The following is a 19,197-nucleotide window of genomic DNA, read 5'->3' as shown; positions in this document are numbered from 1 at the left end:
CGGGGAAGGTCAGCTCGGGCGACAGCACTGGTCGAAAGCGTCCGCGCGACGAGAGCCCCAGATCTCTCCGAGAACCGCGGCGGGCGACATGCGCGTATATGAACACATCCCACCCCGGATTTCCACTTGCTCCCAGCGCGCGGGATCCGCGCCGTAATGTCCGGGCAAGGCGCCGCGCAGTAGGCCTGAGTTGTTCAGGGCGCTCCTCGGGCCGTTGGGCCGAGCTCGGAGCGATCAAACGTGGGCGGCGAGCCAGTCGCGGAGATCGCCGAGCGGGGTGGCGCGCTCTGGCTCGTTGTAGATCTCGTGCCAGAGCCCCTCGTACCAGCGGACCGTGAGGTCGGGGGAACCGCATGCGGCCTCCATGCGGCGGAAGCCGGACGGGTCGACGATCGCGTCCAGCGCGCCGTGCTGCATGAGCACCGGCAGGCGCAGATCACGTGCCCGCTCCGGGAGCACCCCGAACTGCCCCACGAGCGCCGAGGAGAGGCCGAGGGTCGGACGGCCGTGGTGCACCAACGGGTCGGCCTGGTACGCCTCGTACACCGCGGGGTCCTTGCTGATCTTCGAGGCGTCGATGCCCGCCGGACGGAGCGTGGGCACGACCTTCCCGACGGCCCTGAGCACGCCGACCGCGGCCTTCGGCACCGTGTTGTTCGCGAGCGCGGGCGCGGACAGGACGAGCCCCGCGAGGTCGGCCTCGTGGTCCAGCGCGTACGCGAGCGCGATCTGGCCGCCCATGCTGTGGCCGACCAGGAACACCGGCAGGCCGGGATGGCGGGCGACGATCACGCGTCGGAAGGCGTCGAAATCGGCCAGCCAGTCGGCGTAGCGGCGCAGGTGGGCACGCCGGCCTCCGGAACGGCCGTGGCCGCGGTGGTCGACGCCGTACACGGCCCAGCCGTCGGGGACGAGCGCGTCGACCACGGTGCCGTAGCGCCCGGAGTGCTCACCGAGCCCGTGGCAGAGCAGCACCACCCCGCGCGGATCGCCCGCGGGGAGCCAGCCCTGCCAGAACAGCTCCACCCCGCCGACGCCGGGCAGCCTGCCCTCGACGTGAGGCACGGTCAGCGCAGGCCGCTGAGTGCGTCGTCCTCGACGAGGTCGCTGTCGGCCACCGGGCTCGCGGGCTCGAGCTCGACGTCGTGGCGCACGTCAGCCTCCTCCTCCACGTCGAGCACGACGGCCACCGGCCGGCACCCGTGCGCCGCCACCGACAGCCCGTACTCACCGGACCCGATGTCGCTGATCCGATACGTGCCGTCGTCCGCCGTGTCGACCGCGTCGACGGCCTCGCCGTCCTGCACGAGCGTGACGCGGGCACCCGCGATCGGGCCGTCCTCGCCGACGACGGATCCCGACACGGACGCCGAGCGCGCGATGAGCACGTCGATCTCGGTGGCCGCCCCGGACACCGTGATCGCCACGGCGCCGGGCTGGTGTCCCGCCGCGGTGGAGACGAGCACGTAGCCACCGGCCGCTGGAGCGAGCACCTCGCCCCGCCCCTCGGCGTCGGCGGCACCGGCGGCCACGTCACCGCCGCGGTCGTCGAGCAGCGTGACGGTGGCACCGCCCACGATCGTGCCGTCTCGGCGGATCACCCGGTACCGCACGGGCTGCGCGTCACCGGGCTCGGCAGGCGGCTCCTCCTCGTCCGGACGTTCCATCGCGACCACGGGGGCGCTGTCCGGGCGCAGCCCGGGGTCGGCGAACCCGAATGTCCGCAGCAGGGCGAGATCGGCCGCGGCCTGCTCTGCGGCCCGCTCGTCGGGCGTCTGCCGGCCGCGACGGCGCTCCGCCTGCTCGTCGGGGACCGCGGATCGCTCCTCGGCGAACCGGTCCGGCACGGCGCCTGCCGGGACGTCCTCGGCTTCGATGTCGTCCCATCCGTCCGGGATCGGGATCTCCCCCTTCGTTGGCTCCGATTCGGGCGGATCCACGTTCTCACGCTCCGGCACGCCGGCCGCGGCCGGCTCGATCCAGACGGCCTGCGATTCCGCAGGGACGTCCTCGACCGGCACGGGTTGGGCGGGCACCTGCTCGGAGGGCTTACCAACCGCTTCTGGCTCGATCCAGACGGCCTGCCGCCGGGCAACAGCCTCCGCGGGCTCGGGCGGATCCTGCGCCGGGGCGGCCTCCGCCGGCACGAGCCGGACGGACACCTGCTCGGCCGGGGCAGTCGCCTCGCTCGGCTCCTCCGGCGCATCCGTTCGTGATTCGGGCTCGGCCGGAACCAGCCGCATCAGCGCCTCCGGTTCGGCTGGCGCGGCGGCCTCCACCGGGGCGGGCGGCTCCGGGGCCGGCACGATTCGCAGCGGCGTGGGCGGCGCGGGAGGTTCCCGCCACGGCTGCCCACCCCCGAGCCCGACGGCCATCCGGGCGCCGCGCTGCCACGGCGAGTTGTCGCCGTCGAGGGACGGCGGCAGCTCCGCCGACTCCCGCCGCACCCGCCCGGCAACGGGAGTGGGACGAGGCGGTGGCGGCACGAACGCGGGCACCGACCGCTCCGCCGCGGCCCGGCCCGGCCCTGGCTGGGCCGGCACCGCGGCGGCGACCGGCGCAACGCGAGGCGCGGGCGGCTCGGGCCGGGCGGCCGACGCAGCGGCGGCTCGGGGAGCGGGGGTGGGCTGCGCCCCGTGGACGACCGTCTGCTCCCGGAGCCGGACGAGGTCTGCCACCGTGCGCGGCTGGGCGGCCGTCGCGGCGAACTGCCTGCGCACCCGCGGCGCGAACCGCATGGCGAGCAGGACGAACCCCGCGAGGACAAGCACCAGCCCGATCAGAACGAGCGTGTTCATCGGATTCCCCCGCCCGCGGGGCGCCGCCTGGATGATCCGCCCGCCCGCTCTGCCATGTCCCGGCGCTCTCCGCTCCGCATCCGCCTTCGCCCCGCGGCGGACGTCCAGCGGCTGTGGACCGCCCTGCCGTGCGGGAGCCCGCCGGAGGGAACCTAGCACCTGTTCCTGATCTGAGCAGGGAGCGACGAGGAGCGTGTTGCCGCAGGTCACGGGCCAAAGCGTGATCGCTTGCCCGGCAGCGGCATGCTTGGGCGGGTCCAGGGGAAGGGAACGGTGTGGACAGCGAGCTGATCGAACTGGCGACCGCGCACGGTGTCGCGACGAGCTATCGGGACGGAGACCGCCGCCCGGTCCAGGTGGATCCCGAGGTCGTCGTCCGGGTGCTCGGCCTGCTCGATGTCGACGCCGGCAGCCCGGATGCGCGACGTGGGGCACTGGCCGCGGCCCGCGAGCGGGCGGCGAGCGGGCGACTGCCCGGCACCATCGCGGTCCGCACGGACTCCTCGCGCGCCCTCCCCGAGCCCGGCGTGCTCGTCGATGCCGCGGGCGAACGGCGGGAGGTCACCGAGATCCCGGCGGGGCTGGAACCGGGCTGGTACCGCCTCGAGCTGGGCGCGCAGGACGTGACCGTCGTCGTGGCGCCCCCCGCGCTCCCCGAGCCGTCACGCGGATGGGGGTGGATGCTGCAGCTCTACGCGTTGCGCTCGGCAGGCTCGTGGGGCATCGGGGACCTCGGCGACCTCCGGGCGTTCACGGCGTGGACCGGCGCGGAGCACGGTGCGGGAGCGGTGCTGCTGAACCCGCTGCACGCGATCACTCCGGTCCCTCCGGTGCAGCCGTCGCCCTACACACCGTCGAGCAGGCGTTTCGGTACGCCGCTCGCGCTGCGGATCACCGACCTCAGCGCCTACGCCCGAACCGACTCGGTGAGCCGGGCGGAGGTCGACGCGCTGCGCCCCGAGTTCTCGGGTGGGCGGATCGAGCACGACCGGGTGTGGGCCGCGAAGCGCGCGGCGCTGGAGCTGCTGTGGCGCTCCGAGGGCAGGCCCGAGCCCCGCGGCATCGGGGCAGACCTGGAGGAGTTCGCCACCTACTGCGCGCTCGCCGAGCGGCACGGTGCCCGCTGGAGCAGGTGGCCGGAGGGCCTGCGCACGCCCGGCGGCACGGGTGTCGCGGCCGCGAAGGCGGAGCTGGCCCCGCGGATCGCGTTCCACGCGTGGGTGCAGCTGCAGGTGCAGGACCAGCTCGCGGCGGTGCGGGACGCGGCCAGGGCCGTCGGCGTGCGAGTGGTGCACGACCTCGCCGTCGGCTGCGACCCCGAGGGCGCCGACGGCTGGGCCCTGCAGGACGTGCTCGCTCAGGGCGTCCGGGTGGGCGCCCCGCCGGACGCCTTCAGCCAGCAGGGCCAGGACTGGGGCCTGCCACCGTGGCGCCCCGACCGGCTCGACGCCACCGGCTACGCCGCGTACCGCGACCTCCTGCGCGCCCTGCTCCGCCAGGCCGACGGGCTGCGCATCGACCACGTCTCCGGGCTGTGGCGGCTGTGGTGGGTGCCGCCGGGCGAGCGCCCGGACCGGGGCACGTACGTGCACTACGACGCCGACGTCATGCTCGCCGTGCTGACCCTCGAGGCCCACCTCGCCGGGGCGCTCGTGATCGGCGAGGACCTCGGCACGGTCGAGCCGGAGGTCACCGAGGGCATTGCGGAGCGAAACATCCTGGGTTCGTCGGTGCTGTGGTTCACCCGGGACCTGGACGCGCCGGGCCAGCCGCTGCTGCCCCCGCAGAAGTGGCCGGAGCAGTCGGTTGCGACCATCTCGACCCACGACCTCCCCACGGCCACCGGCTTCCTGCGCGGCGAGCACGTCCGGGTGCGCGCCGAGCTCGGACTGCTCGACGACGTGCCGGCCGAGGAGGCGAAGGCCACCGTCGACCGGCTGGAGCTCGTCGAGCTGCTCCGCGAGGAGGGCCTCGTCGACGGGCCGGATCCCGGGGAGGACCAGCTCGTCGTCGCGATGCACGCGCTGCTTGCGCGCAGCCGCTCGCGCCTGGCGCTCGTCTCGCCGTACGACGTGGTGGGCGAGGTCCGCCAGCCCAACCTCCCCGGCACGATCGACGAGTACCCCAACTGGCGGCTCCCCCTGCCCGTCACGCTCGAGGAGCTGCGCGACGACCCGCGCGTGCGCGTGGTGGTCGACCAGCTGCGCCTGCGCCGGGGCGGGCAAGATGACGGACATGTCTGACGCGAACCGCGCCGGCGCCGCGGCCGACGTCCTGTGGAACGCCTGGACGTCCGGGGAGCGGATCGCCGCGCTCCCCGACGACGTCCGGCCACGGGACGACGCGGAGGGGTTCGCCGTGCAGCTCGCGATCGGCGGGCGCGCGGGGCGGTCCTACGGTTGGAAGATCGCGGCGACCACCGCGTCGGGCCAGGCGCACATCGGGGTGACCGGCCCGCTGCCCGGCCCGCTGTTCGAACGGTTCCGGCACGACCCCGGAGACGTGCTGGCCAGCGACGGCATGCACATGCGCGTGGTCGAGGCCGAGTTCGCCTACCTCATGGGCGCCGACGTCGCGCCGGACGCGGGCCCGGACGAGATCGTTGCCGCGGTCGACGGGCTGCACCTGGCGGTCGAGGTGCCCGACTCGCGGTTCGCCCGCTACGAGACGGTCGGTGGGGCCCAACTGCTCGCCGACTGCGCCTGCGCCGGCCGGTTCGTGCTCGGCCCCGAGGTGCCGGGCTGGGCGGAGCACGACCTGTCCACATGGGGAACAGAGGTGTGGATCAACGGGGAGCGGGCCGCGACGGGGAGTGGCGGCAACGTGCTCGGCGATCCGCGCAACGCGCTCGTCTGGATCGTCGAGGACCTGCGCCGGCACGGACGCGGGCTGCACGCGGGCGAGCTCGTCACCACCGGAACGACGACCGCACCCGTGCCCGTCGGACCGGGCGACGAGGTGCGCGCCGCTTTCGGAGAGCTCGGCGAGGTGGCGTTCAGCTTCGGCGGATAGTCCGTCCGGTACGGCAACTACCACGCGTGCCCGGTCGGCGAGAGGCACCGACCGGGCGTGCGAGGACGTTCGACTCAGTCCACAAGTGCGCCGCCTGACAGATTGGCAACCGTTCCGGTCATGGCTCCGGCGCGGTCCGAAGCCAGGAACGCGGCCGTCTCCGCTATCTCGGTGAGCGTGGGCAGCCGCTTCAGAAGCGTCCCCTGCGCCAACCCGCCTTCGAGGAATTCCTGGACCGACTGCCCGGTCGCCGCCGCGGACCGTGCGAAGAGGTCCTTGGTGTAGGAACCCGCTGCCGGCGCATCGACGACGGCGTGGGGACGGATGTCGACGACCCGGATGTTGCCGGGTGCCAGTTCCGCGGCCAGCAGCCGCGAGAACGCCTCCTTGCCTGCGGCGCTCACGCCGTGTCCCAGGATGCCGCTGGTGGCCAGTTTGGCACCCGGTTCGGACAGGATCAGGACGACGCCCGGGCGCTCGCGACCCATGTGCCGTGCCACGGCTTTGCTCGTGATGAACAGCGGCCGCAGAAAACCGTCGATCGGCCGCATGAACTCCTCCAGCGAGAGGTCCGCCAGCAGGGTCCCCTGGTCGTGCATGACGCTCACGGCGTTGACGGCGACGTCGATGCTGCCGGCCGTCGCCGCGATCGCATCGGCGTGCTCCTGGACCGCCCGCTCATCGAGAACGTCGACGTGCGCGGTCTCGACCGTTCCGCCCGCCGCGGCGATGTCGTGCGCCACGGCGTCGAGCTTCGCCTGCGTCCGCCCGGCGACGAAGACCCTCGCGCCTTCCCGGGCGAACACCCGTGCGATGGCGCCCCCGATGGCTCCGCCGCCGCCGTAGATCACAGCGTTCTTCTTCTCGAGCAGCAATCCACTCATGTCCGTCCTCCATGCGCCGGTGCGAGGGGAACGGTAACTGCCACTGGTTGCTAAAGTCAACCTCTTACAGTTGTAAATAACAATCAGCAGTTGTGGTAGTTTCGGATCAGTTGGACGAGGAAGGCGGCCATGCCAACCAGCCGTAGCTATCGGGACTCGTGCGCGATCGCGCGGGCCCTCGACGTCGTCGGGGAGCGTTGGGCCCTGCTGGTGGTCCGCGAGCTGCTGTTGGCGCCTCAGCGCTTCTCCGAGTTGCGGCACGCTCTGCCCCACGTCAGCTCGAACCTGCTTGCGGACCGGCTCCGAGAACTCGAGCACAACGGGGTGGTCCGGCGACTGGCGCCCGCCGACGGTCCTCGGGTCTACGAACTGACCGAACGGGGCCGGAAGCTGGAACCGGTCCTGCTGGCTCTGAGCGACTGGGGGATGGACGCCCCGCAACCCCCGCCGCCGAGCGCGCTCAGCGCCACGTCCGTGCTGATCTTCCTGCGAGGTGCCGCTCGCCCCGACCCCGCGGCACCGGCGACGACTTGCCGTCTCGAGCTCGACGGTCGGGCGTGGACGGTCCGCCTTGCGTCCGGACGGGTTCAGGTGCAGCCCGGCGAACCCGCAACGGCAGCCGCCTCGCTCCGCACGGAGCCCAAGACGCTCAGCGCCCTGCTGGCCGATCCGGCCACACTCGAAACCGCATGCGCCGACGGCAGCGTCGCCGTTGTAGGAGATCTGTCGGTCATCGATCGGCTGCTGCACGCCGTCACCGATCCGTGGCCCTCCGGTGAAACACTCCACACCCGGTAGGTCCGGGGTGGCGTTCGACTTCGGCGGATGGTCCATCATCGAGGCGTGGAGTCGACGCGACTGGACCGCTGGCTGTGGGCGGTCCGGCTCACCAAGACCCGGTCCGACGCCGCCGCGGCCTGCCGGGGCGGGCACGTGCGCGTGAACGACCGGCCCGCGAAGCCTGCCGCGCCCGTGCACCCCGGCGACGAGGTGCGGGCCCGGGTGCACGACCGGACCCGGGTGGTCGAGGTCGTACGCGTGATCCAGAAACGGGTCGGCGCCGCGGACGCGGCCACCTGCTACATCGACCGCACCCCGGCCCCACCACCGGAGGCCGTGGTGCCGGTCGCCCGCCGGGAACGAGGTGCCGGGCGCCCGACGAAGCGGGAGCGCCGCGTCCTCGACGCGTTCCGCTCCGGGCAGCCGTGACCGGCCCTGGCGGTTCGCCGGTCTTCCGGTGGTCGAGTAGCGTCGGCCCGCCAGTGCCGGCCCTACTCGACCACCGTGGTTGCTACGCCGCGGCCGCCTCCACGCGCACGACGGGCTCCCGGGACCGCTCGCGCAGGCCCAGCGCCGTGACCGAGGCCACCACGACGAGCAGCCCGAACCACTGGCTCGGCTCCAGGCGGGTGCCGAGCAGACCGACGCCGATCAGCGTGGCCGTCACCGGGAACGCCAGCTCGGCGAGCGTGGCGCGCGCGGCGGCGGTGGACCGCAGCCCGATGTAGTACAGGGTGAGCCCGAGCAGGCCGGGCACCAGCGCGAGCAGCACCAGCGGGCCCAGCTGCGCGCCCGTCACCGCGACCGGAGCACCCTGCGCGAGCAGCACGACCGCGCTGGCCGGCAGGCCGATGGCGAACCGCAGCACGGTGACGTCCCGGCTGGCGATTCGCACGCTGACCATGCGCCCGAGCACCGTGCCGACGGCCCACAGCGCGGCCGCCGCCACGGCGAGCAGCGCGGCGGTCACCGCCTGCGGCGCCGCCGAGAGCGGCTCGGGGAAGGCCATCAGCCACGCCCCGACGAGCGCGGGCACCGCGAAGAGCCAGTATCCGCGGCGCATGCGCTCGCCCAGGAGCAGCGCGGCCGCGACCACGGCGATGACCGGCTGGAGCTTCTGAAGGACGAGCGGGGTGACCGGATCGCCATAGCGGAACGCCTGGGTGAACAGCGCCGTTGCCACGGCCGATGCGCCCGCGCCGATCAGCACGAGCGCCAGCCGCTCCCGCCCGTTCGCCGCCCGGAACGCCCGCACGGCCGACGGTACGAACGGGAGCAGCACCACCACGATCAGCAGGTGCTCCCAGAACACCACCGTGGCCGCGGGCAGCTGGCCCGCGAGGGGTTGCCTCAGCAAGCCGTCGGTTCCCCACATCGCGGCGGCGACGGCGATCAACCAGGTCCGGTCGGGGGCGCTCCCACGTCGATCCACATCACCCTCCAACGCCGCGACGGCCGGATTCATACCCGATCCGGTCTGTCCAGGTTCGTCCCCCATCACAGGGGGTATCTCCCCGCCATCTGCCTCGCAGGACCGCGACCGGGAGTACTGGATGCCTGCGCTCGCCCGCGGCCCGGGATCGCTGAAACTGCGGCTCCCGGCGCCGTCTCTTCCGCACCGCCTCCGTGACATTCGCGCGCAGGTCGCGAGGTGGGCCGCCCGTCTCGGTCTCTCCGCCGATGCCGTCGACGACATCGTCCTGGCCACGCACGAGGCGCTGGCGAACGTCGCCGATCATGCCTACCCCGACGGCGACGGTGAGGCCGAGCTGGACGCGAGCTGCGTGGACGGCGAGGTCCAGGTCGTCGTGCGCGATCACGGCAACTGGCAGGCGCCGCGCGAATCCGGTTGGCGCGGCCGCGGCATGGTGCTCATCGCGGGGCTGGCGGAACGGGTCGACGTCCAGCGCGCGGAGGCCGGCACGTGCATCGCGATGCGGTGGAGCCTCCCCGAACGCCTGGCGTGAAAACGACGACGGGCGAGAGCCTGCTCGGCTCCCGCCCGTCGCGGTGATGTTTCAGATGGTGCGTGTCAGCCGGTGACCGGCAGGGCCGCCTTCACCACGGACGGGGCCGGGGCGGTGTCGGCCTTGACGTCGGAGTTGCCGCCGCCCTTGCCGTCGTCGTCGCCGTCGCCCTTGTCGTCCTTGGAGGACTTGCCGTCGTCGTCGCCGTCGTCGTCCTTGGAGGACTTGCCGTCGTCGTCGGCGTTCTCGTCGCTACCGGAGGCTGCGCCGCCCTCCTGGCAGGTGGCGTTGCCGACGGTGATCGTCTGGAGGTCACCGCCTGCGAGGCCGCCCAGGTCGCCGACGAGGCCGCCGAGGGTGTCGGTGTTGACGGGCAGCTCCTTGCCCAGCAGGTCACCGAGGACCGGAAGGGCCGCCTTCTCCGCGGAGTCGAGCTTCTCGTTCGGGTCCGCGACCTCAGGGGCCGGGAGCACGGTCACCTTGATGCCGGTGACCGAGAGCGAGCCGTCGGTGTTGCGCTTCTGGTCGTTCAGCGACACCTTCACCAGCGGCGAGACGTCGATGTCCTTGCCGGGCACCGAGGTGTCCGGGAGCTTCTGCCCGAGGACCGTGCCGTTGATGATCTGCAGCCCGCCCTCGCCGTTGTCGCACCAGGTGCGGATCAGGTCGGCGCGCAGGATGTTGAGGAGGTTGACCTCCTTGACGGCGGTCTCGGAGCGGTGGGCCTCGGCCTCCGAGGTCAGCAGCCCGAGGGAGATGTCGTCCTCGTACTCCCCTGCGACGTCACCGATCGACAGGAGCTCGTCGTGGACCAGCTTGCCGTCCGCCGACTTCACGGGGGAGATCGGGTTGATGTCCAGGACACCGGACGCCGAGAGCGCGAACGCGCTGTCGCCCTTGGAGTCCGAGTCCTGTGCGAACGCAGGCGTCGCACCGAGGAGCAGGGTGGTCACCGCGGTGACTGCCCCGACCGCTGCCGCACCGGCAAGCTTCTTCGTCTTCACTGTGGTGCTAACCCCTCATTCCTGATCGATGATCACGAGCGTGCCAAGCGGGACCTTGGCGAGCTTCTGCAATGCGTCGTTCGGGACCCGGATGCAGCCGTTGCTGACGGCGTTGCCGAAGGAACTCGCATCGGGCCATGCGTGGATGGCGACCGTTCCCGGGCCGCCACCGAAGCTGTCCAGCGTCGGGCTGTGCACCCCGAGCGGGAGGAAGACGTCCGAGTAGGTCTCGTTCGGGTTGGTGAACGCCCCCAGCAGGAACGTCCGGCCCGTCGGTGTGGGGGTCTCGGGAGTGCCGATCCCCACCGACCACTCGTCGGCGACCTCGCCGTCCTGCACGAGCTGGAGCTTCTTGGCACCGAGGTGCACGCGGATGACGTAGGGCGTGATTGCCCGCTCCACGTCGTCGGCGCGGATCCAGCCGGTGGAGTTGGAGGGCTTGGAGGGCAGGAGCACCTGCACCCAGCCCGGCTGCTCGGCGATCACGGGGAGCCATGTGTCGCCGAACTGCGTGGTCTCCATGCGCGCGATGGGCCGCCCGTCGGGGGCGTCGCGCACCGGAGTTTCCCGGATCGGGTGCACGACCAGGCCTTCGGTCGTCCCCGTCGGGTCGGGGTCGGCCGGCGCGCCGGTCACTTCGGTGTAGGTACTGCTCACGGGAACCTCGCCCGGAGGAACCCCACCCTCGGCGACGGATGACGGGTCGGTGCTCGACCCACCGCCGAAGAAGGTGAAGCCCAGCACGACGCCAGCCGCGATGACGACCCCGGCGATCGCCCCGAAGAGGATCCCGCGTCGGGACGGGCCGGGGCCCGCGCCCCGGGACGGCGCCGCGTCGGGCGGCGCAGTTTGCTGTGACATGTCACCCAAACAGAGCTGATCGGACAGGGACGGTCCTGACCGGATGACGGCATGGTCGGCCGGTCACGGTCCGCGTAATTGATCAAACGAGACTCTCCCGTCCGGGTTACTCCAAGTTGTCCGACTACCTCCTGTTGCGCAGATCACAACGGATCGTGAGCGCTGTCTGTCCACTCTGGTGATATCCGCGATCCCGATCGGGCCTTGCGCGCACGCCGGACCATGAACGACTGTGGGCCGGTGGCGCCGACGACGTTCGCAGTGGTGGGCAGCGGCAAGCGATGCCGTTTCTTTCTCCGACTCGCTGCGGCGGTGCCGGACCACCTGCGCGCGATCGGCGTCGTGAGTCGTGATCCCGAGCGGGCCGGACCAGAAGTGCCCGCCGTCCGCACGTTGGACGAGCTGCTCGCGGGCGAGCGTCCCGACTTCGTCGCAGCGGCCGTGCCGTGGCCCCAGATGCCCGATGTGGCCCGGTCGGCGGTCGCGCTCGGGGTGCCGGTGCTCGTCGAGACGCCGCCCGCTCCCGACCTCGACGGCCTGCGCGCCCTGTGGTCGGACGTGGGCGGCAGCGGCCTCGTGCAGGTGGCCGAGCAGTACCTGCTGATGCCCGGCCACGCCGCCCGCCTGGCCGCGGTGCGCGCCGGGACGATCGGGGAGCCGACGGCCGTGCACGTCTGCTCCACGCACCTCTACCACGCGGTCTCGCTCGTGCGCGGGCTGCTGAGCGTGGACACCGAGGACGTCGTCGTCTCCGCGCGCGCATTCAGCGCGCCTCTCGTCGACCCGCTCGGCTTCGATGGTTGGCGCCCGGAAGCCGCACCCGAGCCGCGGACGAGGACGATCGCCACCCTCGACTTCGGCGGCCGCCACGGTCTCTACGACTTCACCGAGAACCAGTGGTGGAACCCGCTGCTCGAGCGCCGGATCGCGGTGCGCGGAACCACCGGTGAGCTGGTGGACGACCGCCTGGTCCGGCTGGCCGAGCCGGCAACGCCCGTCGAGTCGCACCTCGTGTACCGCCGCACCGGGATCGATCTCAACCTCGAGGGAAACGATCTCGACCACGTCTCCCTCGACGGCACCGTCCTGTACCGCAACCCGTTCCGCGGAACGCGCCTGTCGGAGGACGACATCGCCGTCGCCGCCATCCTCGAGGCCACCGGTGTCTGGGCCCGCGACGAAGGCCCTCCGCCGTACCCGCTCGCGCAGGGCTGCCAGGATCACGCCATCTCCCTCGCCATCGGCGAGAGCGCCCGCACCGGGCAGGACGTGCGCGTCACGAAAGAAGCGTGGGCCTGATGCATCGGGTACGAGCCGCGGTGCTGCGGGCGCCGGGCGAGCCGCTGCGCGTGGAGGACGTGCGGCTGGAGGCGCCCCACGACGGCGAGGTGCTCGTGCGCGTCGAGGCCGCCGGGGTCTGCCACACCGAACTGCACTACATGGACGGCGCGATCCCCTGCCCGCTGCCCATCGTGCTCGGTCACGAGGGCAGCGGCGTGGTCGAGGAGGCCGGGCCCGGCGTCGATGCCGTTGCGGTGGGCGACCGGGTGGCGTTCACCTGGCGGCCGCGGTGCGGGCACTGCGAGTACTGCGTCACGGGCCGCCCGGTGATGTGCGTGTTCGGGCGGGTGCAGGCGCGCAGCGGAGGCCTGCTCGACGCCACATCCCGGCTGCGGCTCGGCGGTGGGCCGCTGCACCACTTCCTCGGCGTCTCCTGCTTCGCGGAGCGCGCGGTCGTGTCGCAACGCGCCGTCGTGAAGGTGCCCGACGGCGTCGAGCCCGCCGTGGCCGCGATCAGCGGATGCGCGGTCATCACCGGTGTCGGCGCGGTCGTCAACGTGGCGGGGCAGGTGGCGGGCAAGCCGCTCGTCGTGGTCGGCGCAGGCGGGGTGGGCCTGTCCGCGCTGATGGGCGCCGTACTCGTCGGGGCGGTGCCGATCGTGGTCGACGTCGCCGCGGACAAGCTGGAGCTGGCCAGCCGCCTGGGCGCCGCCCACACGCTCGACGCTTCCGGCCTGTCGCCGGACGAGGTGGTCGCGGCCGTCCATGAGCTGACGGGCGGCGGCGCGGAGGTCGCGGTCGACGCGGTGGGCCTGCCGCAGACCCTCCGTCAGGCGTTCGCCGTGCTGCGACCCGGTGGCACCGCCATCGCCGTCGGCCTCGGCGCGGTGGACGCCACCGCGTCGATCCCGATCAACGAGCTGGTGCAACAGCAGAAGCGCCTCGTCGGCAGCCTGTACGGGTCGGCGAACCCGCCCGTGGATCTCCCCCGGATACTGGGCCTGTACCTGGCGGGCCGGCTGCCGCTGGACGTGTTGCTCGGCGATCGGTACCCGCTCGACGGCGTCGACGACGCCTACCAGGCCCTCCGCGCGGGCTCCGCGGGTCGCGGGGTAGTACTGCCCGCATGACCAGCGAGTACGCCACCTACCCCAGCCTGCGCGACGCCGTCGTTCTCATCAGCGGTGGCGCGAGCGGCATCGGCGCCGAGTTCGTGGCCCAGTTCGCCGCCCAGGGCGCGCGCGTCGGGTTCGTCGACGTGGCCGCCGACGCGGGCGAGAAGCTCGTGGCGGCCGTGGCCGAGCGTGGGCACCCGCGCCCGCTGTTCCGCGAGTGCGACATCCGCGACCTCGACGCGTACCGCCGCGTGATCGGTGAGATCGCCGCCGAGCTGGGTGACGTGCAGGTGCTCGTGAGCAACGCCGGCAGCGACACCCGCCACCCCGTCGGCGACATCGAGCCGTCCTACTGGGACGAGCGCATGCGGGTGAACCTCGACCACCAGTTCTTCGCGGCGCAGGCGGTGGCTCCCGCGATGCGGGCCGCCGGGCGCGGCTCGATCATCAACATGGGCTCGATCTCGGCCCACGTGGACCTGCTCGACCTCACCGTCTACATGACCGCGAAGGCAGGCGTCGAAGGGCTCACCCGGTCGCTGTCGCGCGAGTTCGGAGCGGACGGCGTGCGCGTCAACTGCGTGCTGCCCGGCTGGATCATGACGCCTCGGCAGCTGGACAACTGGATGACCCCGGACGCCGATGCCCACCGCGCCGCGGCACAGGCCGTGCCTCAGCGGCTGGAGCCTGCCGACGTCGCGCGGCTGGTGCTGTGGCTCGCCGCGGACGACAGCCGCTCGTGCACGGGGCAGCACTGGGTGGTGGACGGCGGCTGGATGCACTCGTAACCGGGTGACGCCGGCCGCCGGGCGGCGATCAAGGGGAGAAGGTCGCGGTTTGATCCTTCGGAGCGACCATCTGCCCTTGATCGACGGACAGGAGCCCGCGACTAGCCGACGAGTCGCTGGGATCGGCGCTCGATGGCTGTCCCGACCTTCCGCATCAGGTCCGGAAAGTCTCGGTACACGTCGAGGTCGGTCGCGTAGAACATCGCCCAGCCGTCATCCTGCAGGAAGTTGTGGCGGCGGCGGTCGGAGCGCAGGTTCTCCCGCCCGGCATGCCCGTCCTCACCGTCGTACTCGAGGGCGACCTTGGCCTCCTCCCAGGCAAGGTCCAGCCAGCGGCGGGTGCGGCCACGCGAGTCGAGGACCGGGAACTGCAGGCTGGGCGGCGGCAACCCCGCGTCGTGGCAGCGCAGGCGCAGCCGGGACTCCTGCGGAGACTCCGGAGCGGGGTCGGACAACGGCACCAGCTCCCTGGCCCGCCGGACGCCGCGGAGCCCTGCGTGCCGATCCAGCTCCGCGGCGAGCGATTCGGGCGTGCAGACACCCGCGGCGAGGGCCGCGTCGAGCACGGGGAGGACGTCGATGCGAGGAAGGGTTCGCGCCAGGTCGATCGCCGTCCGGTCGGCGGTGGTGACGAGCGCCCCGCACCGCAGCCGGACCAGGTCGTCCGGTGCGAGGGCGAGTTGGTGCGGCCAGAGGTCAGCTCGGCGTGCGCACGGCTCGTCCGGGCCGACGGCAACGTGGGTGACCACGTCGTCGAGCACACCGAAGCCGTGCAGCTCGGCGGCCGTGTGCAGACAGGCCGGCACCTCGCGCCCGATGCTGAGCCCGGCCGCCGACAGCCGCAGCCTCGAGCCCGCTACCCCGGACTTCACTCGGTACGTACCCGTGAACACCCCCTCCCAGCGGCCGGACCGCAACAGCGCCCGCAGCTCGCCGCGGCTGTAACAGCTCATGGCCTGCGCGGCGGTGAAGGCGCTGTGCTGTGCGGCGGCGATATCGCGGAGTGGCTGGCGCATGCATCGAGCCTGGGCCCTCGACCAGGCAAAACCACCCCATGTGGGTGATCTGTGGACAACCAGCGGCCGAGGTGGACAACTGCGCTCTCTCCCCGGCGATCAAGGGCTGATGGCTGCTCCAGAAGATCGAACAGCGACCATCTCCCCTTGATCGCTGCCCGGGCAGCGCCCGCCCACCTACCGCCGCGGTTCCTCCTCCCGTGGCGTGAGGGCCGACGCGGGGACGAGGACCGCCAGGTGCTCCGCCACCACCGCGCCGTAGGCGTCGCAGACGGCGAAGTTGACCCGGCCGAACCAGCGGCCGTCGACCGCGCGGGTCCACCGCTTGAGCAGCCCGGGCACCCTCGCCGTGGCGACGAGGAGCCCGCCGGGCACGGGGTCGGCGATCGGGCCGGGTGAATCGGGTGGGCCGTAGAGCCGGTCGAGATGGACCCACACCGGCCGGTCCAGCGGCGGAGGCGGCGTGCTCACGCTCGACGACCACGGCTTGTACACGGCTTCCCCTTCCAGCGACCAAGATCGGCGGCCGGGGGAAGCGACCGTACGCGTCAAGGATCGCACGCCGCCCCCGCGGTCAGGACACCAGATCCGCCATCCGGTCGACCTGCGTGGCATCGGTCGCCCAGCAGTAGAGGACGACCTCGTCGGCTCCGAGGTCGGCGTAGGCGCGCACCGCGTCGCGCACCTGGTCCGGCGTCGTGAGCAGGCCGGCCAGCATGCGATCGGCGGTGCCGGTGAAGCCGTAGTAGGCGCCCATGGCCGTGCGGGCGGTGTCGGCCACCTCGTCCGGCCCGAGCGCGACGTTCACCTGGGCGACGAGCCGCGGCCTGCCGGGTCGGCTGCGCTCCGCCCAGTCGCGCTCGACCGCCCGGAACAGGTCGCCTGCCCATGACGGCGGGGCGGCGCAGAGCAGCCCGTCGCCGAACCGGGCGACGCGGGCGAGCGCGGCCGGGCGGAACGCGCCGAACAGCAGCTCCGGCCCGCCGGGCGAGGCGAGGGCCGGGCCGATGGGCGTACCGCCGTCCCACAGCTCCCGCATCCGCACGAGCTGCTCGTCGAGGCGACGGCCCCGCTCGCGCAGGTCGACGCCCGCGGCGGCGTGGTCGTCGGCCCGACCTCCGACGCCGAGGCCGAGTGTGAAGCGGCCGCGACTCAGGCGGTCGAGCGTGGCCACCTGCTTCGCCAGCAGCGCCGTGCCACGCAGCGGCGCGAGCAGCACTTCGGTCTGCAACCGGATGCGGCTGGTCGCGCCGGCGAGGGCGGCCAGCGTGACGAGTGGCTCGGGGTTGTGCCAGACCAGGCGGTCGAGCAATCCGAGTGTGCTGAAGGGGCCTGCGTCGGCGCGGACGGCCCACTCGCGCAGGACGTCAGGGTCGTCGACGGGCAGACCGATACCGATCTTCATGGGGACTCCGAACGAGGGTAGGCGGGAACGTCAGCCGCCCCCTCCTCGCCGGATCGGCGGGCGGTCCCGTACTGCGGCGTCGTTCCGTCGGGACCACCGCGGAGTCATTGCAGAAGCTAGCAGCGTCCGGAGGGACGTGCGATCGTGATTTCGATGAGACTCAGATCACATAGAGTCCAGATCTTCCGGCGAGAGGGACACCCATGCGGACCGGCTCTGTCATCGTCCTCATCTGGCTACTCATCGGCGTTTTTGCCGCGTACCAGCGGGGCTACTTCTCCGGGGACGACCAGGTCAACTGCGCCGAGCTCGGCACGGTGCTCGTCACGGTCGCCGCGGGGCCCCTGAACTACGTCGGGCTCAACCCGCGGATCGAGTGCACGGTCCCGCAGCCATCGCCGTAGGCATGTCGCCCAACCGGGGGAGCTGAACGGTGAGATCGGATCTTCGCTCTTAGCATCCGAAGCATGCGGACATCGATCGGCATGGCCTGCGCGGTGGCGTTGCTGGCTGCCGGGTGCTCCGCGCACGTTACCGAGACGGGCCCGCAGATCACGGCGCGACCCGACGGCGTCAGCATATCGATACCCGTCCAGGTGACGGTCGAGGGACTCCCCGCTGGCGACCAGGTCCGCGTGTGGGCGCGTACGTACGACCGGCAGGGCCAGCAGTGGGAGTCGTCTGGCGAGTTCGTCACCGACGGCGTGGGCCAGGTGGACCTCTCGGCCGCGGCATCCACCGGCGGCACCTACACGGGCGTGGATCCACACGGGCTGTTCTGGTCGATGCGCCTGCCCGACAGCGCGCAGGCGCCGTACCCGCTGATGGACGCCGACGACGTGGTCGTGCTGCTCGGTGTCGACCTGGCGGGCGTCACGGTGGCGCGCACGACGCTGCGCCGCGTCGTGCGCGAGCCGGCCGGCCAGGTGCTGCCCATCGCCGAGGCGGGCCTGGTGGGAGACCTCTACCTGCCACCGGGCACGGGGATCTGGCCGGGCGTGCTGCTGCTCGGCGGCGCCGAGGGCGGACGACCCGACCCGGCGTACGCCGCGCTGCTCGCGTCGGAGGGCTACGTGGTGTTCGGCCTCGCCTACTTCGGCGCGCCGGGCCTGCCGAGGACGCTCAGCCGCATCCCGCTCGAGTACGGGCTCACCGCGGCGCGGTGGCTCGCCGAGCGGCCGGAGGTGGCCGGGAATCGGGTCGGCGTGGTCGGCACGGCCAAGGGCGCCGAGTACGCGCTCGTGCTCGCCTCGACGGAGCCGTCCCGGTTCGCCGCCGTGGCGGCCCATGTGCCGTCGGACCTGGTCTGGCCGGGGCTCGGCGCCGCCGGCACGCAGGTGTCCTCGTGGACCCGGGCCGGCGCCGACGTGCCCTTCCTGCGCTCGTCGCCCGCCCGCGGTGCCTCGTCCGCACAACCGGGCCAACCCGTGCGCTCGGTGGACGCGTACGCGCGGGCCGTCTCCACGGCATCGCGGTGGCGGCTGGCCGTCGCCCGCATCCCCGTCGAACAGATCGACGCCCCGGTGCTCCTCACATCGGGCGAAGCCGACGGGTTGTGGCCGTCCACCCCCCAGGCGCAGCGCGCGCTCGATGCGATCGCCAAGGCGGGCAACACCCACGGCTCGACGCAGCTGGACTTCCCGGGGGCAGGCCACCTCATCGGCGGGGTGCCGGACCTGCCGACCACCCGAACCGCGATCCCGTACGGGCCGGTCACGATCGAGGCGGGCGGGGATCCGGCGACCACCGCCGCAGCCGTGCGAGACACCTTCTCCGCGACGGTCGAGCTGCTGCGCAAGGCGATGCCGCGCGGCCGCGGGTAGGCGCTGGCTAACCCCGCTTCGCTTTGCGGGCGGCGAAGGCGTGAGCCTCGGCGAGCAGCGGCTTGACCTCCTCGAATCCGGCCTCGCCCGGGTTGACGACGCACACCCAGTACTGGGATCCGTAATGGGGGTGGGGCATCAGCCGGTCCTCCGCGGAGTAGTCGAGACCGGTGTCGAGCACCCAGTCCTCGTCACGCTCGCGGGGTGGGGCACCGAACAGCCTCGAATAGGTCGCCTTCCTGAGCCCGATGTTGAGCCGGAACGCCCCGGGCCGGTCCAGCTTCGAGACCCGGTCGTGGCGATCGCTCGTCACGACCGTGGCGAACGGCTGCCACGCCCCCTCCGGCGGATGCCCGCTCGGGTCGTAGGTGAAGAAGGTGTCGCCCTCGTTCTCGACGGCGACGACGTGGTCGAACTCCTCGGTGATGTACCGGATCACGGAGCTGGCATCCATACCTTCAAT

General features: G+C 72.7%; 20 protein-coding genes. 10 read left to right on the top strand and 10 right to left on the bottom strand.

Annotation, left to right across the window (positions count from 1 at the left end; genetic code table 11):
- Positions 1 to 234: 234 nt before the first annotated feature.
- Together K1T35_RS02900 and K1T35_RS02895 are read right to left on the bottom strand one after the other, a co-directional pair.
- On the bottom strand, positions 235 to 1,065 hold the full coding sequence (locus tag K1T35_RS02900) for an alpha/beta hydrolase (protein ID WP_255621526.1): 831 nt from the start codon (positions 1,063 to 1,065) through the stop codon (positions 235 to 237).
- Positions 1,066 to 1,067: 2 nt separating this feature from the next.
- The gene (locus K1T35_RS02895) at positions 1,068 to 2,798 is read right to left on the bottom strand and encodes a carboxypeptidase-like regulatory domain-containing protein (RefSeq protein WP_220258642.1); all 1,731 of its coding nucleotides are present in this window, start codon (positions 2,796 to 2,798) and stop codon (positions 1,068 to 1,070) included.
- 275 nt (positions 2,799 to 3,073) lie between these two features.
- Here K1T35_RS02895 and malQ point away from each other — a divergent pair, with 275 nt between their 5' ends.
- Both malQ and K1T35_RS02885 read left to right on the top strand, forming a co-directional pair.
- Positions 3,074 to 5,041, top strand: a complete 1,968-nt coding sequence (malQ, locus tag K1T35_RS02890; protein WP_220258641.1) for a 4-alpha-glucanotransferase — start codon at positions 3,074 to 3,076, stop codon at positions 5,039 to 5,041.
- A complete protein-coding gene (locus tag K1T35_RS02885; protein WP_220258640.1) occupies positions 5,034 to 5,810 on the top strand; it encodes a 2-keto-4-pentenoate hydratase in 777 nt (258 codons plus the stop codon). The genes malQ and K1T35_RS02885 overlap by 8 nt, the downstream gene beginning before the upstream one ends.
- Positions 5,811 to 5,884: 74 nt before the next feature.
- On the opposite strand, the gene K1T35_RS02880 is transcribed toward K1T35_RS02885, so the two are convergent.
- Positions 5,885 to 6,694, bottom strand: a complete 810-nt coding sequence (locus K1T35_RS02880) for an SDR family NAD(P)-dependent oxidoreductase (RefSeq protein WP_220258639.1) — start codon at positions 6,692 to 6,694, stop codon at positions 5,885 to 5,887.
- A gap of 129 nt (positions 6,695 to 6,823) precedes the next feature.
- Between K1T35_RS02880 and K1T35_RS02875 the strand changes: the two genes are divergently transcribed.
- A complete protein-coding gene (locus K1T35_RS02875) occupies positions 6,824 to 7,492 on the top strand; it encodes a winged helix-turn-helix transcriptional regulator (RefSeq protein WP_220258638.1) in 669 nt (222 codons plus the stop codon).
- Between the two features lie 45 nt (positions 7,493 to 7,537).
- On the top strand, positions 7,538 to 7,903 hold the full coding sequence (locus tag K1T35_RS02870; RefSeq protein ID WP_220258637.1) for an RNA-binding S4 domain-containing protein: 366 nt from the start codon (positions 7,538 to 7,540) through the stop codon (positions 7,901 to 7,903).
- Between the two features lie 82 nt (positions 7,904 to 7,985).
- Here K1T35_RS02870 and K1T35_RS02865 read toward each other — a convergent pair whose 3' ends face one another.
- Positions 7,986 to 8,906 (bottom strand): DMT family transporter, encoded by a 921-nt coding sequence (locus K1T35_RS02865; protein ID WP_255621525.1) that lies wholly within the window; start codon positions 8,904 to 8,906, stop codon positions 7,986 to 7,988.
- 121 nt (positions 8,907 to 9,027) lie between these two features.
- On the opposite strand from K1T35_RS02865, the gene K1T35_RS02860 reads away from it, so the two are divergent.
- Positions 9,028 to 9,441 carry an ATP-binding protein gene (locus K1T35_RS02860; protein ID WP_220258635.1) on the top strand — a complete coding sequence of 138 codons (414 nt, stop codon included), beginning with the start codon at positions 9,028 to 9,030 and terminating at the stop codon, positions 9,439 to 9,441.
- A gap of 65 nt (positions 9,442 to 9,506) precedes the next feature.
- Here the strand turns inward: K1T35_RS02860 and K1T35_RS02855 are convergent, their stop codons facing one another.
- Positions 9,507 to 10,445: a choice-of-anchor P family protein gene (locus K1T35_RS02855; RefSeq protein ID WP_220258634.1), complete on the bottom strand. Its 939-nt coding sequence runs from the start codon at positions 10,443 to 10,445 to the stop codon at positions 9,507 to 9,509.
- 15 nt (positions 10,446 to 10,460) lie between these two features.
- Complete coding sequence (locus K1T35_RS02850; RefSeq protein ID WP_220258633.1) at positions 10,461 to 11,306, bottom strand: L,D-transpeptidase; 846 nt, start codon at positions 11,304 to 11,306, stop codon at positions 10,461 to 10,463.
- Positions 11,307 to 11,528: 222 nt separating this feature from the next.
- Here K1T35_RS02850 and K1T35_RS02845 point away from each other — a divergent pair, with 222 nt between their 5' ends.
- Genes K1T35_RS02845 through K1T35_RS02835 form a run of 3 tightly spaced genes read left to right on the top strand, consistent with a single transcriptional unit; the run spans position 11,529 to position 14,490 of the window.
- Positions 11,529 to 12,605 (top strand): Gfo/Idh/MocA family protein, encoded by a 1,077-nt coding sequence (locus K1T35_RS02845; protein WP_255621524.1) that lies wholly within the window; start codon positions 11,529 to 11,531, stop codon positions 12,603 to 12,605.
- Positions 12,605 to 13,717: an alcohol dehydrogenase catalytic domain-containing protein gene (locus K1T35_RS02840; RefSeq protein ID WP_220258631.1), complete on the top strand. Its 1,113-nt coding sequence runs from the start codon at positions 12,605 to 12,607 to the stop codon at positions 13,715 to 13,717. The genes K1T35_RS02845 and K1T35_RS02840 overlap by 1 nt, the downstream gene beginning before the upstream one ends.
- A complete protein-coding gene (locus K1T35_RS02835; RefSeq protein WP_220258630.1) occupies positions 13,714 to 14,490 on the top strand; it encodes an SDR family NAD(P)-dependent oxidoreductase in 777 nt (258 codons plus the stop codon). Before K1T35_RS02840 ends, K1T35_RS02835 begins: the two co-directional genes overlap by 4 nt.
- A gap of 101 nt (positions 14,491 to 14,591) precedes the next feature.
- On the opposite strand, the gene K1T35_RS02830 is transcribed toward K1T35_RS02835, so the two are convergent.
- From K1T35_RS02830 to K1T35_RS02820, 3 genes are all read right to left on the bottom strand, one after another.
- On the bottom strand, positions 14,592 to 15,506 hold the full coding sequence (locus K1T35_RS02830; protein WP_220258629.1) for a hypothetical protein: 915 nt from the start codon (positions 15,504 to 15,506) through the stop codon (positions 14,592 to 14,594).
- A gap of 177 nt (positions 15,507 to 15,683) precedes the next feature.
- On the bottom strand, positions 15,684 to 15,977 hold the full coding sequence (locus K1T35_RS02825; RefSeq protein ID WP_220258628.1) for a hypothetical protein: 294 nt from the start codon (positions 15,975 to 15,977) through the stop codon (positions 15,684 to 15,686).
- A 103-nt stretch (positions 15,978 to 16,080) separates the two neighbouring features.
- On the bottom strand, positions 16,081 to 16,911 hold the full coding sequence (locus tag K1T35_RS02820; RefSeq protein WP_220258627.1) for an LLM class flavin-dependent oxidoreductase: 831 nt from the start codon (positions 16,909 to 16,911) through the stop codon (positions 16,081 to 16,083).
- Between the two features lie 203 nt (positions 16,912 to 17,114).
- On the opposite strand from K1T35_RS02820, the gene K1T35_RS02815 reads away from it, so the two are divergent.
- Both K1T35_RS02815 and K1T35_RS02810 read left to right on the top strand, forming a co-directional pair.
- A complete protein-coding gene (locus tag K1T35_RS02815; RefSeq protein WP_220258626.1) occupies positions 17,115 to 17,315 on the top strand; it encodes a hypothetical protein in 201 nt (66 codons plus the stop codon).
- Between the two features lie 63 nt (positions 17,316 to 17,378).
- Positions 17,379 to 18,734 (top strand): acyl-CoA thioesterase/bile acid-CoA:amino acid N-acyltransferase family protein, encoded by a 1,356-nt coding sequence (locus K1T35_RS02810; RefSeq protein WP_220258625.1) that lies wholly within the window; start codon positions 17,379 to 17,381, stop codon positions 18,732 to 18,734.
- A 7-nt stretch (positions 18,735 to 18,741) separates the two neighbouring features.
- Here the strand turns inward: K1T35_RS02810 and K1T35_RS02805 are convergent, their stop codons facing one another.
- A complete protein-coding gene (locus K1T35_RS02805) occupies positions 18,742 to 19,188 on the bottom strand; it encodes a DUF6194 family protein (protein ID WP_220258624.1) in 447 nt (148 codons plus the stop codon).
- Between the last annotated feature and the right edge of the window lie 9 nt (positions 19,189 to 19,197).

It is taken from the genome of Pseudonocardia sp. DSM 110487 (assembly GCF_019468565.1).
Lineage (GTDB): Bacteria > Actinomycetota > Actinomycetes > Mycobacteriales > Pseudonocardiaceae > Pseudonocardia.
The sequence above is the reverse complement of the archived record's forward strand: the minus strand, read 5'-3'. Positions and strand labels throughout refer to the sequence as shown.

Excerpts from the sequence above, each read along its gene's own strand:
- K1T35_RS02840 (WP_220258631.1), top strand. The coding sequence starts at position 12,605 with ATGCATCGGGTACGAGCCGCGGTGCTGCGGGCGCCGGGCGAGCCGCTG.
- K1T35_RS02885 (WP_220258640.1), top strand. The coding sequence starts at position 5,034 with ATGTCTGACGCGAACCGCGCCGGCGCCGCGGCCGACGTCCTGTGGAAC.
- K1T35_RS02895 (WP_220258642.1), bottom strand. The coding sequence starts at position 2,798 with ATGAACACGCTCGTTCTGATCGGGCTGGTGCTTGTCCTCGCGGGGTTC.
- K1T35_RS02820 (WP_220258627.1), bottom strand. The coding sequence starts at position 16,911 with ATGAAGATCGGTATCGGTCTGCCCGTCGACGACCCTGACGTCCTGCGC.
- K1T35_RS02875 (WP_220258638.1), top strand. The coding sequence starts at position 6,824 with ATGCCAACCAGCCGTAGCTATCGGGACTCGTGCGCGATCGCGCGGGCC.
- K1T35_RS02845 (WP_255621524.1), top strand. The coding sequence starts at position 11,529 with ATGAACGACTGTGGGCCGGTGGCGCCGACGACGTTCGCAGTGGTGGGC.
- K1T35_RS02830 (WP_220258629.1), bottom strand. The coding sequence starts at position 15,506 with ATGCGCCAGCCACTCCGCGATATCGCCGCCGCACAGCACAGCGCCTTC.
- K1T35_RS02850 (WP_220258633.1), bottom strand. The coding sequence starts at position 11,306 with ATGTCACAGCAAACTGCGCCGCCCGACGCGGCGCCGTCCCGGGGCGCG.
- K1T35_RS02835 (WP_220258630.1), top strand. The coding sequence starts at position 13,714 with ATGACCAGCGAGTACGCCACCTACCCCAGCCTGCGCGACGCCGTCGTT.
- K1T35_RS02815 (WP_220258626.1), top strand. The coding sequence starts at position 17,115 with ATGCGGACCGGCTCTGTCATCGTCCTCATCTGGCTACTCATCGGCGTT.
- K1T35_RS02880 (WP_220258639.1), bottom strand. The coding sequence starts at position 6,694 with ATGAGTGGATTGCTGCTCGAGAAGAAGAACGCTGTGATCTACGGCGGC.
- K1T35_RS02860 (WP_220258635.1), top strand. The coding sequence starts at position 9,028 with ATGCCTGCGCTCGCCCGCGGCCCGGGATCGCTGAAACTGCGGCTCCCG.
- K1T35_RS02810 (WP_220258625.1), top strand. The coding sequence starts at position 17,379 with ATGCGGACATCGATCGGCATGGCCTGCGCGGTGGCGTTGCTGGCTGCC.
- K1T35_RS02805 (WP_220258624.1), bottom strand. The coding sequence starts at position 19,188 with ATGGATGCCAGCTCCGTGATCCGGTACATCACCGAGGAGTTCGACCAC.